The organism is Streptomyces sp. XY431 (assembly GCF_001279805.1).
Classification (GTDB): Bacteria; Actinomycetota; Actinomycetes; order Streptomycetales; family Streptomycetaceae; genus Kitasatospora; species Kitasatospora purpeofusca.
The window spans coordinates 25043-41458 of record NZ_LGDO01000507.1; the positions used below are offsets into that span (position 1 = coordinate 25043).

The window sequence follows — 16416 nt, forward strand, 5'->3', positions numbered from 1 at the left end:
CGGTTCCGGCATGTCCATCGCCACCCCGACCGCGGTCGGGGCCCCGCCGGCGGACCGGCCCGACCACCTCGACGCGCCGCCCGCCTTCTACGGGCTCCCCTGCCCCGACGGGATCCCCTGCCGCGACGGGCCACCGAGCCACCGAGGACGCCGCCCACCGTGCTGGCGGGTCCCGGCCACCGGCCCGGACGCGCCGCCGGGATTCGCGCGGGCCGCGCCGGTCCCCCGTCCGGCGCCTGCCCGCGTGCCCCTCAGCACTCCCACCTCCTCCGTCGCCGTGCTCCGGGGCGCTCCCGGCCCCGTCGAGCTCGCGGTCGCCCTGCTGGTCCTCGCCAGTGCCCGCCCCAGGACCCGCCGACCGTCCGCCGACCGCCACGAGCCGGCCCCCTGGACCTCGGTCCGCTACCGGACGCCGGGCTCCTGGCGCTCCCCCGCACGCCCGTCCGCGGCATCGGCCTGGGCACGGCAGCAGGACCGGTGAACGGCCCACCGGGTGCACCGCCGCGGACGCCGTAATGCGCCACGAAGACCGCCTTCACCCGGCCGGGCGAGCCGGTCCGCAGGGGGCCTCGGTGGTCGCCGCATCACTCAGAGCCACAGTTGGTTCGTGCGCATACTGCATACAAAGCGGGGACCTGCGAAATTTCACTCGCGGCCTATTTCAAAAACTACCAAGAGTGGTTAAATGGGGATTAGCGGATGTCAGAAGTTCGCCAGGGGAGCAGTGCACCCGACATGCACGATCCCCGCCCCTCCACTATCCTTCGCCTCCGCGCAAACGCGCCCGACAGGCAAGGAATCAGCTGGTCCGCGAGGGAGCACCGCCGACGGTGCACAACCCTCCCCGTGCGCCGGTCGGCGCACCCTCCCACGATTCCCACGCAGGACGATTCCCGCCTGCCCATTTCCAGGACTTCCGACGGAACGCCCACGATTCCTGGCGGGATTGTCCGACCAGAGCCGATCGCGAAGTGATTGCCATGAATATGCAAGAGATAGTCGCTCTCGAAGGCGGGCCCGAAGGTGCGCCGTGCGCGTGCCGGGTCGAGGACCTCTCCCTGGTCGACACCGAACGGGCCGTCATCTCCTACTGCGGCTGCAACGAGCACTACGCCTCGACCGGCGAGATGCAGGAGGTGGAAGGACAGGACGTCCCCCTCTACCGCTGGAGCTACCGCACCCGGATCGCCGAGTAGCGGCGAAGGGAAACGAGTCCGATGAACACCACGAACCACCGACCTGTCACCGTGACCAACGGTCAGGACGCGCGTTCCGCCGGCGCGTCGGCCGAATCCGCCGGGCTTCCGACGAGGCCCGGCACCGACCCCGCCCACGCACCGATCGCGGTCGTCGGCCTTGCCGGACGCTTCCCGGGAGCAGCGGACCCGCAGGCGTTCTGGGACCTGCTGGTCGAGGGACGCGACGGTGTGAGCACGGCACCGCCCGACCGCGCCTGGCTCGACGAGCCGGCCACCGCCGCCGACGCGGACCACCGTCTCCCCTCGGACCGGGGCGGTTTCCTTCCCGGGCTCGACCTGTTCGACGCCGGCTTCTTCGGGATGTCGCCGCGCGAGGCCCGCAAGGCGGACCCGCAGCTGCGCCTTCTGCTGGAGACCGCGTACGAGGCCGCCCAGGACGCGGGCGTGCCCCTCGTCGACACGACCGAGTGCGTCGGGGTGTACGTCGGCAGCTTCAACGGCGACTACTGGCTGCGGCAGATCGGCGACCCGGAGAGCCTCGACCTGTACACCGAACTCGGCTGCACCCGCAGCACGCTGTCGGGCCGGATCTCGTACGCCTTCGACCTCCAGGGCCCGTCGCTCACCCTGGACACCGCCTGTTCCTCCTCGCTCGCGGCGGTCCACCTGGCCTGCCAGAGCCTGCGGTCGGGCGAGTGCGACCTGGCGCTGGCCGGTGGTGTCAACGTCGTCCTCACTCCGTTCAACAGCCTGACGCTGGGCCGGGCCGGCGCGCTCAGCCCCGACGGCCGCTGCAAGTTCGCCGACGCCTCGGCCGACGGCTACGTGCGCGGCGAGGCGGCCGGCATGGTGCTGCTCAAGCCCCTCGGGCGGGCGCTGGCCGACGGGGACCGGGTGCGCGCGGTGATCCTCGGCAGCGCCATCGGCAACGACGGGCACGTGCCCGGCGGTATGGCGACCCCGGACACCGCAGCGCAGCAGGCACTGCTGCTCAAGGCCTATGCGAGCGCCGGGGTCGACCCGCGCGAGGTCGCCTTCGTCGAGGCACACGGCACCGGGACGGCCGTCGGCGACGGTATCGAACTCGAAGCGCTGCAAGGCGTACTGGGCCCCCGTTCCGGGGACCGGTGCCTGGTCGGTTCGGCGAAGGTGTGCGTGGGGCACACCGAGAGCGCCGCCGGTGTCGTGGGGCTCATCAAGGCGGTGCTCAGCCTGGAGCACCGCGTCGTCCCGGGCAATCCCTGGCTCAGCACTCCCCGTCCGGCTCTGGTCCGCGACGATTCGGCGCTCACCGTGCCGCGCGCCCCCGAGGCCCTCGCCGCCCACGGGCCCCTGTTCGCGGGGGTGAACAGCTTCGGGCTCACCGGGACCTGCGTCCATGCCGTGCTCACCGGGCCGCCGGAGCCGTCGCCCGCGCACCCGGTGGGCGCAACCGCCGACCCGGACCCGGCATCGGTACTGCTGCCGCTGTCCGCACGCTCCGACGACGCGCTCCGGGACCTCGCCGGGGCCTACGCCGACCGGCTCGACGCCGGGCTGCCCGCGCCCGCGACCGCTGCGGCGGCCGCGACCCGGCGCGACCACCACGACCGGCGGCTGGCCGTGCGGGGCGCCTCGGCGCAGGACCTCGCCGCCGCCCTGCGCGCACACCTGGACGGCGAGGGACACCCGGACCTCGCCACACAGCTGGACACCGGCGGCGAGCGGCCCCGCGTCGTGTTCGTCTACCCCGGCCAGGGCGCCCAGTGGGCGGGCATGGGCCGCGAGCTGTTCCGGCTCGGCGGCCCGTTCCGCCGAACCCTGGAGGAGTGCGACGCCGTCATCCGCGAGAACACCGGCTGGTCCGTCATCGCCGCCCTGAACGGTGACGACCACACCTGGATGGATCGCACCTCCAGGATCCAGCCCGGACTGTGGGCCATGGGCATGGCCCTGACCGCCCACTGGCGGTCCTGGGGCGTCGAGCCGGACGCCGTCATCGGGCACAGCCAGGGTGAGATCGCGGCCGCCTGCTGCGCCGGCGCCCTGACCACCGAACAGGCCGGTCGGATCGCCTGCGTGCGTGCGGCGCTGATCGAGGAACTCGCGCCCGAAGGACGGATGTGCCGGATCTCCCTGCCGCACCAGGACGTTCCCGGACTGCTCGCCAGAGCGGAGGCCCAGGCCTCGGTCGCGGTCCTGGAGAGCCCGACCACCACGGTCCTCGCCTGCGAACCCGACCAGCTCGACCGCATCACCGCCACCTGCGGCGAACTCGGGATCACCTGCCTGGCCGTCTCCGTGCGGTACGCCGCGCACAGCCCCGCCATCGACATGGTCCGCGATCCGTTCCTGGAACGGATGGCGGGCTTCAGCCCCTCCCCCTGCCGGGTACCGATGTACTCGACGGTGACCGGACTGCCCGTGCAGGGCCGGATCCTGACCGGCGACTACTGGTGGCGCAACGTCCGCGAACCCGTGCTGCTGTCCGACACCCTGGCCGCGCTGCTCGCCGACGACGACCAGCGACCCCCGGTGTTCCTCCAGGTCGCACCGCATCCCGTGCTCGGCTCGGCGCTCAGAGCGGCGACGGGCGCGCAGTCCCTGGTGGCCGCCTCGCTGCGGCGGGCGGAACCGGAGCTGGCGACCCTGCACACCTCGCTCGCCGAGCTGTACTGCGCCGGGTACGACCCCGACTGGCACCGGGTGCTCGGCGACGCCTTCGTGGACGGCCTGCCGCAGTACCCGTGGCAGCGCGACCACCACTGGCACCAGGCACCCGACTGCCCCTGGCCCGCCCTCGGCGAGGCCGGGCCCGCCACCCGGGACCCCGCGGCGGGCGAACAGAGCGACCGCCCGGCGGACGACGCACCGCCCGAGCATCCGGCGGAGCCCGCGCCCGAACCCTCGCACGACGGCGGGCAGCCGCATCCGCTGGTCGCGCAACGCACCGACGGGACGGGCCGGGCCGGCCGCCCCGACCCGGAGCGCACGGTGTTCCTGCTCGACCACCGGGTGTCCGGCCGCCCGGTGATGCCCGCCGCGGCCCTGCTCGAACTCCTCCACACGGCGGCCAACGACGGCGCCCACCCCATGGAGCTGCGGGCGATCACCCTGGACGCCCTGCTGCTGCTGGAGGCCGACGCGCTGGGGAGCCTGGAGATCAAGGTGGCTGCCGACGGGGAGAACCTCACGGTGGCAGCCCGGCCCGACCGGTCCGAACACTGGACCGTCCACGCCACCACCCACCGCGCCGCACCCCGGAGCCTGCCGCCGGCGGTGGACCCGGCCGGACTGCGCGCCCGGTGCGAGCGGGAGGAATGGGCCTGGGAGGCGGGCGAGCACTTCTACCGGAGCCACAGCCGCGCCGGCAACGCCTGGCTGGGCGAGTTCCGGGCGATCGCCGAACTCTGGCACACCGGTGACGAGGCCCTGGCACGGATCAGGCCCGCCCGCGCCCAGTGGCCCGGCCTGCATCCCGCGACCCTGGACGCCGCCCTCCAGACCGCGGCGTCGTTGCGGCCGCACGACCCCGGCACCCGCGGCTTCGTCCTGGCGGGAATCGACCGGCTGCGCATCCACGCCCCCTTCACCTCCGGTGAATGGTGGGCGCACGCCAGGACACACAGCACCGACGGATCGGACGGAACACGTACCGACGTGCTCCTCGTGGACGGACAGGGCCAGGTGGCCGCCGAACTCGAAGGCGTCCGCGCCCACCCCCTCGGGCAGTCCCCGGAGCCGTACCCCGAGCCCTCGGCCACCGAGGACCACCCGCCGGTCCCGCCCGCCGACGAGTGGGCCCACTCCGTCGAGTGGCGTCCGCTGCCGGTACCGGACACCGCCGCGGCCACCGGCTCCTGGCTGCTGCTGTCGGCGGGTGACCCGCTGGACGCCGCGATCGCGAGCGCGCTGGCCGACCAGGGCTGCGCCGTCACCGTCGCCCGCCAGGGAACCGGCTTCGCCCCCGAGGGGCCGGGCCGCTACAGCGTCGACCCGGGCTCCCCGGACGATCTGGCCAGGCTCCTGGAGGCCGCGGGCCGGACCGGGCCACTGCGCGCGGTGGTCGACCTCTGGGCCCTGGTCGACAGTACGGACGAGCACGCCTCGGCCCGCGAGGTCCAGTGGAACGTGACCGAGTCCTGCGCCTCGCTGCTCCCGTTGGCCCGGGCCTTCAGGAACGTTCCGCAGCCGGAGGGCACTCGGCTGTTCCTGCTCACCCGCGGCGCACAGCAGGCCCTCCCGCGCGACACCTGCCCGGCCCCGTGGCAGGCCGCCCGGTGGGGCTTCGCCCAGACCCTCGCGCTGGAGATCCCCCAGTTCCCGGTCACCCTCGTCGACCTCGAGGAGTCCGGACCCGACGCCGGCCGACTGGTCGGCCTGCTGAGCCGGGCGGGCGACGAGAGCCGGATCGCGGTACGCGACGGCCGACCGCTGGCCGCCCGCCTGGTCCGCTCGGCGGCACCCGCAACGGCCCTTTGACCACAGGAGGCCATCATGACCACCCAGCACACCGGCGCCTTCTCCCTCACCACTGCCGGGGGTATCGCCGGACTCGCACTCACCCCGACCCGACGCACCGAACCCGGCCCGGGCACCGTGGAGATCGCCGTCAGCCACGCCAGTGTCAACTTCCGCGACGTGCTGACCGTCCTCCGGCCCGAGGAGGGCTGGAACCGGAACCAGGGCGCCCTCGGCTACGAGTGCGCCGGCACGATCGTCAGGACCGGCTCCGACGTGACCGGTCTGCACCCCGGGGAGGAGGTCATGGCCTGCGCCTTCGGCGCCCTCAGCACCCACGTCGTCACCGACGCCCGCTGGGTGTTCCCCAGGCCCCCCACCCTCACTCCTGCCGAGGCCGCGGCCGCACTGGTCTCCTGGTCCACGGCCCACTACGCGCTCACCGAAGTCGCCCGGCTGCGGGCCGGGGAACGGGTGCTCCTCCACTCGGCCACCGGGGGCCTCGGACTGGCGGCCCTGGAGCTCGCGCTCAAGCGCGGCGCCACCGTCTACGCCACCGCCGGGACACCGGAGAAGCGCTCCCTGCTCCTGGAGTTGGGCGCCACCCGCGTCGCCCACTCCCGGGACACCGCCTTCGCCGAGGCCTTCGCCGACACCGGGGTCGAGGTCGTCCTCAACACCCTGGCCGGAGCCGAGGCGCTGAAAGCGAACTTCGCCGTCCTCAACCCGCTGGGCCGCTACGTCAACGTGGCCCTCGGCGACATCCGGCAGGGGCTGCCCCTGCCGATGGACTACCTTGCCGATGGCCGCAGCTACCTCTCGGGCGATCTCCGGCAGATCGTCGACCACGAACCGGAGGAGCTGGGCGAGCTGCTCGGGACCGTCGTGGACCGCCTCGCGTCCGCCGAGTTCTCCCCGCCCCGCACCCGCGTCCTGCCCGCCAGGGACGCGCAGACCGCCTTCCAGCTGATGGCCCGCGCCGAACACCTCGGCAAACTCGTCCTGCGGATGACCGCCACCCCCGTCCGGCGGGCCACCCCCGTCCGGCGGGCTGTGCCCGCCGCCGAACCGCCGGCCCCGAGCACCACCCCGGCCCGCCCGGCGGGAGGCATCCGCGCCGACTCCACCTACCTCGTCACCGGTGGCCGCCAGGGAGTCGGCGCCCTGTTCGCGCAGTGGCTCGTCGACCAGGGCGCCCGCCACATCCTGCTCACCGGCCGCTCGCCGTCCTGCGACCAGGACCTGATCGACCGCCTCACCGCAGCCGGCGCCGAAGCCGAGTACGCGACGGCCGACGTGTCCGACGAAGCGGCCATGCGCCGGCTCCTGGAGCAACGCGAACAGCGCGGCCTGCCCGCCGTGGCGGGCGTGGCCCACGCCGCGGCCGTCCTCGAACCCTCGCTGGCGCTCGACCTGACACCCCGGCAGATCGACGCGGCCGTGCTCCCGAAGGTCGCCGGCAGCTGGGTGCTGCACCGCCTCTTCACCGACCGGCCGCTCGACTTCCTGCTGCTGTTCTCCTCCGCCGCCTCGACCCTGGCCGGGCTGACCCCCTCCAGCCGACTGGCCGCCTACGCCGCGGGCAACGCCTTCCTCGACGCCCTCGCGGCGCACCGCAACTCCACCGGCCTGCCGACCACCGTGGTGAACTGGGGCTACTGGGCGGAAACCGGACTGGCCCACCGCCTCAGCACGGCCACCGGCCACGACGTACGACCGGCCGGCATGACGGCCCTGCGCCCCAAGGACGCGCCGGACCTGTTCGCCGCCGTCCTGTCCCAGCAGGGCCGGATCTCCTGCCTCCCCGCCGACTGGGACACCTACGCCGATGCCTACCCGCGCGACGCGCAAGATCCGCTGCTCAGCGAACTCCTCGGCAACGCCCCGACCCAGCCGGTCCCGGCGCCCCGGGTACTCACCGAGCGGCCGCCGGAGCCGGCAGCACCCACCCAGGCCGTCCCGGCACGACCGCCGGTACCGGCACCGGCGCCCGTGCCCGTGCCCGTGGCGACGCCCGCACCCGCACCGACGACCGTAGCGACGACCTCACAGGGGCCGGACACACCCGACGACTTCGAGAACCGGCTCGCCGAACACATCGGGGCCGTCCTCGGACTGCCCGCCGACCGGATCGACCGCACCAGGCCCCTCGACCGGCTCGGCGTCGACTCCCTGATGGCGGCCGAGATCGCCGCCAGGCTGCGGCGCCACCACCAGCAGGACATCGCTCCCACCGCAGTCCTGCGGGCCAGGAGCCTCAAGGCACTCGCCGCCTCCGTCACCGCGAACGGGGTGAGGTCATGACCGCCCGCGCCGTCCTGCTCACAGGGGCGACCGGCAGCCTCGGCGGCCATGTGTGCGCCGCGCTGCTCAACCACACCGCCGTGACCGTCCACTGCCTCGTGCGGGCCCACGACAACGAGTCCGCCCGGGCACGCCTCGAGCAACGCCTGCGCACCGTCGAGGACATGCCCGCGGGCCGGCAGCGGGTGCTCGTCCACGCCTGCGACCTGGAGGAACCCGGGCTCGGCATGGACCCCGACGACCTCGACGTGCTCGCCGAGAACATCGACACGGTGATCCACTGCGCGGCGAAGGTGAATCTCGCCGCCGACTACGACGACCTCGCCGCCGCCAACCTCACCGCCACCGGCGGCCTGATCGCACTCGCGGAACGGTCCGCCGCCCTGACCGGCAGAGCGCCCGCCTTCCACCACGTGTCCACCATCGGCGTGCTGGTCGCGGCACAGCGGATCGGGCTCGCCGAAGTGGACGAGAGCACCCAGCCGTCGGCCGACACCACCGGCGGCTTCGGGTACCCGGCCAGCAAGGCCGCCGCCGAACAGGCCCTGCGCGCCGCCGCCGGGCGGGGCCTACCCGTGGCGATCTACCGGCCCGGCCTGGTCATGGCGCACTCGCGGACCGGCAGGACCTCCACGTCCGACCTGCTCCTCCCCATCGTGCGAGCCGCGATCTCCCTCGGCCTCGCCCCCGAGGCCCCCGACGTGATCCCCGCCGACAGTGTGGACGTGGTCGCCCGCGCCGTGGCGCTGCTGGCCGTACGTCCCGACACCCCCGGAAGGGTCTTCCACCTCACCCGGCCCGACCCGCTCCCGCTGGCCGGCCTCTTCGATTCGCTGCGCCGCGCCGGACACCGTCTCACCCCGGTCCCGGCCGGCACCTGGTGGGACCAGGTCGAGGGCAATGCCGCCGACGCCGAGGTGCTGCCGATGGTCGCCCTGCGCGAAATCGGCCGCTACCTCGTCCCGCCCGACCCGCGGTACTGCCCGCCCCGGATCGGCAGCACGGCCACCTGGGACGCCCTCCGGGCAGCAGGCATGACCCCGCCTCCCCTCGACGGCGCCTACTTCGACCGCTTCGCCGAAGCGACCGTCCCACTGCGTCGGGACGAGGAACTCGCTTCCTCCTCCGGCGGTCGAGCCGTCCCGGTCACCGGCGGCGCGACTCGGTAGCGTCCCGCCACTCACGGACGAGGGCCCGCCGGACGCCGACGCGTCGGCGGGTTCCGGCGTGACCCGCTCGGCCCCGGTGTCCGGTGCCGAGGAACTTGTTGCGGTAGGTGATCCAGCCGTGGACGCCCTGGGTCCGTCCCCACTCGTACCACGCCCCGCCGAACGCGCACAGGTCGTCGACGGTCGCGTCCGTCCGGATGGGTGACGTCCCGGATTCCTTGTGAAGGGAATGGAGGGAAATCGGGCGGACCGGTTTCGTGGCTTCGGGCGGCTTTACGCGAAAGGGGGTGGCATGGTCGGCCGGAATCGCTCGAAGCCTTGCGGGGAAGTCTGCGGCCTTGCCACCATGAAGTGTTGTTCGTTCCGCCACTGATCCCGTCGTAGGAGGAACATCTTGAAGTACGTCAAGCTGGGCTCGACCGGCATGGATGTGTCGCGGATCTGCCTGGGTGCCCTGAGTTTCGGAACACCCGGCAAGGGCGTCCACGGCTGGACCCTGGACCTCGACCAGGCCCGGCCCATGATGCTGCACGCCCTGGAGTCCGGGGTGAACTTCGTGGACACCGCGAACGTCTACTCCGCCGGGAGCAGTGAGCGGATCGTCGGTCAGATTCTCCGGGAATACGGCCGTCGTGACGAGATCGTGCTGACGAGCAAGGTCAATGGACGGACGCGGCCCGGGCCGAACGGTGTGGGGCTGTCCCGCAAGGCGATCATGGCCGAGATCGACAACAGTCTGCGCAGGCTCGGCACCGACTACGTCGACCTCTACCAGATCCACCGGTGGGACCCGGTGACGCCGATCGAGGTCACCATGGAGGCGCTGCACGATGTGGTGAAGGCGGGAAAGGCGCTGCACATCGGCGCATCGTCGATGTGGGCCTGGCAGTTCGCCAAAGCCCAGTACACCGCGGAGCGAAACGGCTGGACGCGTTTCAGCACCATGCAGAACCACTACAACCTCATCTACCGCGAGGAAGAGCGGGAAATGATGCCACTGTGCGAGGACCAGGGCGTCGGCGTCATTCCCTGGAGTCCACTGGCCCGGGGGCGGCTCGCGCGGAAATGGGACAGCGTCAGTACCCGGAGCGAGACCGACGAGTTCGGCAAAATTCTCTACCGGGACAACGACCGAGAAATCGTCGACCGGCTCGGACAATTGGCCGCCAAACGTGAACTGCCGATGGCACAGCTCGCGCTGGCGTGGTTGCTCTCCAAGCCGGCGGTCACCTCGCCCATTGTCGGCGCCACGAAGATGAGCCATCTCCAGGACGCCATCGACTCGCTGGACGTGGAACTCGACGCCGACGAGATCAATTTCCTCGAGGAGCCGTACCAGCCGCACGAGGTCTCCGGACACCCGATCACCGAACTGCCCGGCCAGCACTGAGCGGTCGCCGTGACGGGGCGGGTGGCGGCGCTGCCGCCACCCGCACCCGTCGTCGTGTCGGCTCAACCCCGCGGCAGGACCGGTTCGTTCAGGGCCTCGGGGAACCGGGTCAGCAGGCCGGCGAGGTGCTCGGCCAGGCCCCGGGCACCTTCGGCCCCGAGCTGGTCCCCGCGGTGGGACACCAGGCCGATCAGTTGGCCGTCCAGTTGCACCATGGTCACCGTCAGGCCGAACTTGGCGTAGTCGCTGCGCAGTTCGTCGATCAGTAGCGGTGTCAGCCGCGTCCCGTCCAGGACCGCGGCGTGGTCGTCCAGCAGGTTCATGTTCAGCGTGACGTTCACGTAGGGGGTGTATCCGAACCGCCGGGCGGGCTTCAGCCGGTTGAGCACGTCGTCGAACTCGACGGCCTGGTGCTCCAGCGCACCCAGGGCCTCGCGGCGCATCCGCAGCAGTACGTCCAGCACGGTGCTGTCCGCGGTCACCCCGGAGCGGAGCACCGCCGTGTTGAGGCTCGGGCCGAACAGTTCGGCGAACCGGGGGTGGTTGCGGTTCGCCGTCGGGGACCCGAAGGTGACGTCGTCGACGCCGGTCCACCGGTGCAGGGACACCGCCAGCGCGGTGGCGGCCACCATGAACCAGCTGACGCCGTGCTCGGACTGCACCGCGCGCAGCGAGTCCAGCAGCCCTGCGGGCAGGGGCAGTCGGAACGCTCCGTTCGGCTCCGGCCGGTCCGGCGCGGGCAGCGGCGTGTCCGCGGACGCTCCCTCCAGGGCCGACTCCCAGTACGCCAGATCGGTGTGCCAGGAGGCGCTGTCCCGCTGCTCCCGCTGGTGGGCGGCGAATTCGCGGTACTGGACGACCGGTCGCGCCCGGTCCGGGGTCGCGCAGTAGCGGTCGAGTTCCGCGAGCAGGACCGGTATCGACTCCCCGTCGATCACCAGGTGGTGCACGCAGAGCAGCAGCACCTGCCGGCCGTCGGCGAACTCGCCCAGGGCGGCGCGCAGCAGCTGTCCGGACTCCAGGTCGAACGGCAGGCGCAGGGCGGCTTCCAGCCATTCCGTCACACCGTCGGGAATACCGTCGGGTATGCCGTCGGGAATGCCGTCGGGAATGTGGGTGGCGGTGTCGGGGGCGTCGCCGAGGTCGAGCAGTTCCAACGGCGGCAGCCAGGGTTCGCGCAGTTGCACGGACCACCCGCCGTCCTCGTCGACGAACCGGGTGCGCAGGATCTCGTGCTCGGCCACCAGCCGGCCGAGTGCGACCCACAGCCGGTCGGGGTCCAGCCGGCCCGCCACCGACCAGGCGAGCGGTACGTGGTTGCGTACGCTCGGATCGATCTGCTCGGCGAGCCAGATCCGCCGTTGGAACGCCGTCATCTCCAGGGGGACGGCCAGCGGGACGGCCAGGGCGGCGCGTTCCGGCAGCGGTGTCGTGGGCGGCGCTGCGGGAAGCGCTGCGGGCGGTGCCAACCCCACGACGTGGTCGGTGAACTCGCCCAGCCGGGAGTACTCGAACAGCGTCCGGATCGGGATCCGCACCCCGAACCGCTCCCCCGCCGCGCGCACCAGGGTGCCGGCCATCACGGACTGCCCGCCCAGGGTGAAGAACGAGTCGTCCGGCCCGATCCCGCCCTTCTTCAGGACCTGTTCCCACACGGCGGCCATCCGGCGCAGCTGGCCCGGCGGGGTGTTCGGCACGGAGTCCATGGGTGTGGCGTCCCCTCATCTCGCGGCGTGAGAGACCTGTGCGGGTGATCCGTTCACCGGCAGGCCCGGCGGCCGGGCCGGCGGCGCACGCGGCCCCGTCCAGGAATCCCCGCCGCGGTGCGCTCGCGCGCCGATGCGGTCGCGCGCCGATGCGGTCGTGCGGGGCATCTGCCCGTCCTTCGGTCAGGCTACCGCCCGGACAGGGGCGCGACACGGTCTGAGCGATACCTGGCCGGCAGTCGACCACCCCTGACGTTCGACAGGATGACGCGGCCCCGGAGCTGTGATCGGATCGAACCTCTGTGAGCGACCCGACCGCGGGGGGACGAGGATGTCGGACCACGACCTGTTGCACACCCGGGTTCTCGAGGGGGCGCCGGCGGCGGCCACGGCCTGGCTCGACAGTGCCGGACGGCCTTTGAGCCACCGGGAGTTGATCGAGCGGTCCGGGCGGCTCGCGAGGCGTCTGCTCGACGCGGGAGCCGGCCCCGGCACGCGGGTCGCGCTGTTCCTGGAACGCGGGGCCGACATGGCGGTCGCCGTGCTCGGTGTCCTGCGGGCGGGTGCGGCGTTCGTGCCGCTCGGCCTGCAGGAGCCGGCGCCGCGGCTGGCCCGGATCCTCGCCGACTGCGCACCGGCCGCGGTACTGGTGCACGACGCGACCGCCGCCCGGTTCGGGGACGGCGGCGGTGTCCGCACGCTCCAGGTGCACATCGAGGAGGAGGGGGTACGGGAGGCCGGACCGACGGCTGTCGGCGCCCCGGACGATCCCGCCTACGTCCTCTACACCTCCGGATCGTCCGGCACGCCCAAGGGTGTGGTGGTCGAGCACCGCAATCTCGCCCCGCACCTGGAGTGGCTCGCCGAGCGGCTGCCGCTCGGGCCCGGTGACCGGCTGTTGCAGGTGGCGCCCTACACCTTCGACGCCTCGCTCACCGACTTCTTCTGGCCGCTCGGTGCGGGCGCCACGGTGGTCTCGGTCGCCGAGGGCGACCACCAGGACCCGCTCGCCATCGCCACCGCCCTCGTCGAACACGGGATCACGGCGGTCCGGCTCCCCCCGGCGATGCTGTCGCTCCTGCTCGACGAGCCGGAGTTCCGGAAGGCCACCGGCCTGCGCTACCTGATCAGCGGCGGGGACCGGCTGCCGACCCCCGTGGCCCGCCGCATCGTCGAACTGCTGCCCGGGGTCAGGCTGTTCAACCGGTACGGACCGACCGAGGCGGCCGTGGCGGTCAGTTACCACGAGTTCGACGCCGCCACGGACACCGGGCCGGACGTACCGATCGGCCAGGGCGTCACCGGGGCGGAGCTGCACGTCTCGCCGGACGGGGAGTTGCTGATCGGCGGCGCCTGCGTGGCGCGCGGCTACCTCGGCGATGCCGCGCTCACGGAGGAGCGTTTCGTCCGGTTGCCGGGCCTCGGCCGGGTGTTCCGGTCCGGTGACCGGGTCCGGACGACGCCCTCGGGCCCGCTGGAGTTCCTCGGCCGGGACGACGACCAGGTCCAGGTCAACGGACACCGGGTCGAGATCGGGGAGGTGATGTCCGCCCTGCGCGCGCATCCCGACGTCCAGGACTGCGCGGTCCTGCCCCAGGGCCACGCGCTCGCCGGGTTCGTGGTGGCCGCGCCGGACCGGCGATCGGCGGACGGGATCCATGCCCACCTGCGGGGCAGGCTGCCGGGCCACATGGTCCCCAACGTGATCGTGTTCGTGGACCGGCTGCCGGTGACCGAGCGGGGGAAGGTCGATCTCGCGGCCCTGCGCGCCCTGCACTCCGCACGCATCACGGAGGTGGCGGACGGCGCGGACGGCAAGGACAGCGCGGACGGCCCGGCACCCGCCGAGGACGAGGACCCGGTGCGGGAGGTGGTCCGACGGGTGTGGTCCCAGCTCCTCGGCGGAATCGAACTCCGCGAGGACGACGACTTCTTCGAGCGCGGCGGGCACTCGCTGCTCGCGGTCCAGGCGGTCGGCCGGATCCGCGCGGAGCTCGGTCACCGCGTGCCCCCGCGGATCATGTTCGAGAAGACGACCCTGGGTGAGTTCGCCGAGGAGGTCACCAGGATCGTCGCCGCCGCCGGGAGCCGGTGAGCGGGGCAGGTGAGCAGGCAGGTGAGCGGGCAGCTGAGCGGGCCGGGCCGGGCCGTCAGACGTGGAGCGCCGGACGGGCGGCCCGGTCCGCACCTCCTGCGAAGCGTCCCGGAACCCGCCCCGGAACCCGCCCCGGAATCCGTCCGGGCACCCGTCCGGGGACGAGGCCGAGATGCTCGGGACGCACCAGGTCGAACTTCAACGCCAGCGTCACCACCGTGTCCCGCTTCCACGCCCGGGTCATCCCGCGCGGGGCCGCCGTCCCGAGCTTCTTGACCAGGTAGTCGATGTGGTAGTTGACCGCCGACCGGCCGAGCGGCACGCCCGCGGCGGACAGCCGGGCCGCGACCTGCGCCGGTGTCGGCACCGCCGCCGCGCCGCAGTCCAGCAGCCTCGGTTCGCACAGGCAGACCAGCACCTGGAAGTACCGGCTCTCCTCGTCGAGCAACGGGATCCCGCCGCCGTCCGGCTGGGCGGTGGGCCGGTGTTCCGGGGCATAGACGGTGAAGCTGTTGCTCCCCGCCCCCACGGTCAGCGTCACCCGGCTCAGCTCGAAGGGGATCGGCACCCCGGCCCGGCCGGCCCGCACCTTCACGTACTCCCCCGCCCCCTCCAGGTTCTCCACGCAGTAGGTGCCCGCCGTGCCGGAGTTCGACATCAGCCAGTAGTCGCCGAACGCGTCGATCCGGCCCGCGGTCAGCGCCCGGTCGGTGCCGACGGCGATCTCCCCGGCCCGCCACCCGAACCGCACGCTGTCCCCGTCCGGCAGTTCCACGGCCGGTGACCGCCCGTCGAGGCTGATCAGTACCGAACGGGCGGCGGGTTCAGCCCGCGACACGGCCGGCCTCCGTGAAGGACGCGCCGAGCGCGTCGGCGATCGCGGTCGCGTCGGCGGCGGGGACGATCAGGGGATCGTGGTCGACGCGCAACGACAGCTCCGTCCCCTCGTGGACGGCGGTGACGATCACCGGGTCCTCCATCCGGCTGCCCGGCGGGTACCTGAACCGGCCGGGCACGCCGTCCAGCACCGGTGCCGGGCGGCGGGTGAGATCGATGAGGGTCAGCACGAGGTCGAGGTGGCCGGTCCACGGCGCGCGGCTCGCCCGGGCGGCCCGGACGACCTCGTCGAACGGGGTGTCGACGAACTCGAGGTCCTCCCACCAGCTCTCGCGCACGCCTTCGCCCTGCGGGTTGGCCAGCACCGTGTTGATGAAGCAGCCGACCACACCCGCCCCGTCCGGGCTTCCCCAGGTGTAGGCGACCGGCGCGGTGCCCGGCGTCCGGGTCAGCGCCGTGTGGCAGGCGGCCAGCAGCGCCGCGAAGGGCCGGTCCGTGGCCGGTCCCGGCAGCGCGACGCGCTGCCAGGCCGTGGCCTGCCCGCCGCGTTCGCCCGGCTCCCGGCCCCACCGGCCGGGCCCGGCGTCGCGCACCCGGGAGGTCCAGTGCGCCAGCGCCTCCGGCCCGCTGGCCTCGTGCTCGCGGGCCAGCTGCCGCTCCACCGCCTCCCGGTAGCGGGACAGTTCGCCGGCGGCCGCGGACTCCGGTACCTCCTCGCCGCTCCGGTAGGCGGACATCAGCTCGTCCAGTACCAGGCCGGTGGACTCGCCGTCGCAGACCAGGTGGTCGAACCCGATGGCGAGCAGGTCCCGCCGGTCGTCCCTGGCCAGGACCAGCCGGAACGGTCCGTGCCCTGCGGACCAGTCCTCCAGTGCCGCCCACGCGGCGGCGTCGGCGTCCGGGGCCGCGGTCTCCCGCACCAGCGGCCCCTCGGGGACCGGACCGATCCGCAGCAGCGGCACCCCGTCGACCGTCTCCGCCGCCCCGCGCAGGGCCGGGTGCCGCCGCAGGACCGACCGGGCCGCCCGCTCCAGCCGGCCGGTCTGCAGCAGGCCGGGCGGGAACTCCAGGAAGACCGGCAGGATCCTCACCCGTTCGTGCGGATCGGCGGACCTGGTGTGGTGGAACCTCCGCTGCGCGCCGGTGAGCGGCACCAGCCCGGCGGCTCCCCGGTGGACGTTCGCGTAGTGCTTGAGGTAGGTCCTGGTGATGCTCCGGTGCACGGTTCGGCCTCCACGGTGTCGTCTTCCCACGTCTGGTCCCCCTGGGCAACCCG

Annotated in this window: 10 protein-coding genes; 7 read left to right on the top strand and 3 right to left on the bottom strand. The window is 73.3% G+C overall.

Annotation, left to right across the window (positions count from 1 at the left end; translation table 11 throughout):
• Positions 1-244: 244 nt before the first annotated feature.
• The 6 genes from ADK60_RS45360 to ADK60_RS36985 all read left to right on the top strand — a co-directional run bounded on the left by ADK60_RS45360 (position 245) and on the right by ADK60_RS36985 (position 10502).
• Positions 245-481 carry an acyl-CoA carboxylase epsilon subunit gene (locus ADK60_RS45360; protein ID WP_159400729.1) on the top strand — a complete coding sequence of 79 codons (237 nt, stop codon included), beginning with the start codon at positions 245-247 and terminating at the stop codon, positions 479-481.
• A 499-nt stretch (positions 482-980) separates the two neighbouring features.
• Positions 981-1196 (top strand): DUF5988 family protein, encoded by a 216-nt coding sequence (locus tag ADK60_RS36965; protein WP_159400730.1) that lies wholly within the window; start codon positions 981-983, stop codon positions 1194-1196.
• A gap of 21 nt (positions 1197-1217) precedes the next feature.
• Positions 1218-5660 (top strand): type I polyketide synthase, encoded by a 4443-nt coding sequence (locus ADK60_RS36970; protein WP_053651189.1) that lies wholly within the window; start codon positions 1218-1220, stop codon positions 5658-5660.
• A gap of 15 nt (positions 5661-5675) precedes the next feature.
• Complete coding sequence (locus ADK60_RS36975) at positions 5676-7943, top strand: SDR family NAD(P)-dependent oxidoreductase (protein ID WP_053651190.1); 2268 nt, start codon at positions 5676-5678, stop codon at positions 7941-7943.
• A complete protein-coding gene (locus tag ADK60_RS36980; protein ID WP_053651191.1) occupies positions 7940-9112 on the top strand; it encodes an SDR family oxidoreductase in 1173 nt (390 codons plus the stop codon). The genes ADK60_RS36975 and ADK60_RS36980 overlap by 4 nt, the downstream gene beginning before the upstream one ends.
• Positions 9113-9506: 394 nt before the next feature.
• A complete protein-coding gene (locus tag ADK60_RS36985; protein ID WP_053651192.1) occupies positions 9507-10502 on the top strand; it encodes an aldo/keto reductase in 996 nt (331 codons plus the stop codon).
• Between the two features lie 62 nt (positions 10503-10564).
• Here the strand turns inward: ADK60_RS36985 and ADK60_RS36990 are convergent, their stop codons facing one another.
• A complete protein-coding gene (locus ADK60_RS36990; RefSeq protein ID WP_053651193.1) occupies positions 10565-12208 on the bottom strand; it encodes a condensation domain-containing protein in 1644 nt (547 codons plus the stop codon).
• 331 nt (positions 12209-12539) lie between these two features.
• Here ADK60_RS36990 and ADK60_RS36995 point away from each other — a divergent pair, with 331 nt between their 5' ends.
• A complete protein-coding gene (locus ADK60_RS36995; RefSeq protein WP_053651194.1) occupies positions 12540-14303 on the top strand; it encodes a non-ribosomal peptide synthetase in 1764 nt (587 codons plus the stop codon).
• 55 nt (positions 14304-14358) lie between these two features.
• On the opposite strand, the gene ADK60_RS37000 is transcribed toward ADK60_RS36995, so the two are convergent.
• Both ADK60_RS37000 and ADK60_RS37005 read right to left on the bottom strand, forming a co-directional pair.
• The gene (locus tag ADK60_RS37000) at positions 14359-15141 is read right to left on the bottom strand and encodes a hypothetical protein (RefSeq protein ID WP_053651195.1); all 783 of its coding nucleotides are present in this window, start codon (positions 15139-15141) and stop codon (positions 14359-14361) included.
• Complete coding sequence (locus tag ADK60_RS37005) at positions 15128-16363, bottom strand: condensation domain-containing protein (protein ID WP_053651196.1); 1236 nt, start codon at positions 16361-16363, stop codon at positions 15128-15130. The genes ADK60_RS37000 and ADK60_RS37005 overlap by 14 nt, the downstream gene beginning before the upstream one ends.
• Positions 16364-16416: the final 53 nt, after the last annotated feature.

What these genes read in the sequence shown, in the direction of transcription:
- ADK60_RS36965 (WP_159400730.1), top strand. Translation starts at nt 981, where the DNA reads ATGAATATGCAAGAGATAGTCGCTCTCGAAGGCGGGCCCGAAGGTGCG.
- ADK60_RS36970 (WP_053651189.1), top strand. Translation starts at nt 1,218, where the DNA reads ATGAACACCACGAACCACCGACCTGTCACCGTGACCAACGGTCAGGAC.
- ADK60_RS36975 (WP_053651190.1), top strand. Translation starts at nt 5,676, where the DNA reads ATGACCACCCAGCACACCGGCGCCTTCTCCCTCACCACTGCCGGGGGT.
- ADK60_RS36980 (WP_053651191.1), top strand. Translation starts at nt 7,940, where the DNA reads ATGACCGCCCGCGCCGTCCTGCTCACAGGGGCGACCGGCAGCCTCGGC.
- ADK60_RS36990 (WP_053651193.1), bottom strand. Translation starts at nt 12,208, where the DNA reads ATGGACTCCGTGCCGAACACCCCGCCGGGCCAGCTGCGCCGGATGGCC.
- ADK60_RS36995 (WP_053651194.1), top strand. Translation starts at nt 12,540, where the DNA reads ATGTCGGACCACGACCTGTTGCACACCCGGGTTCTCGAGGGGGCGCCG.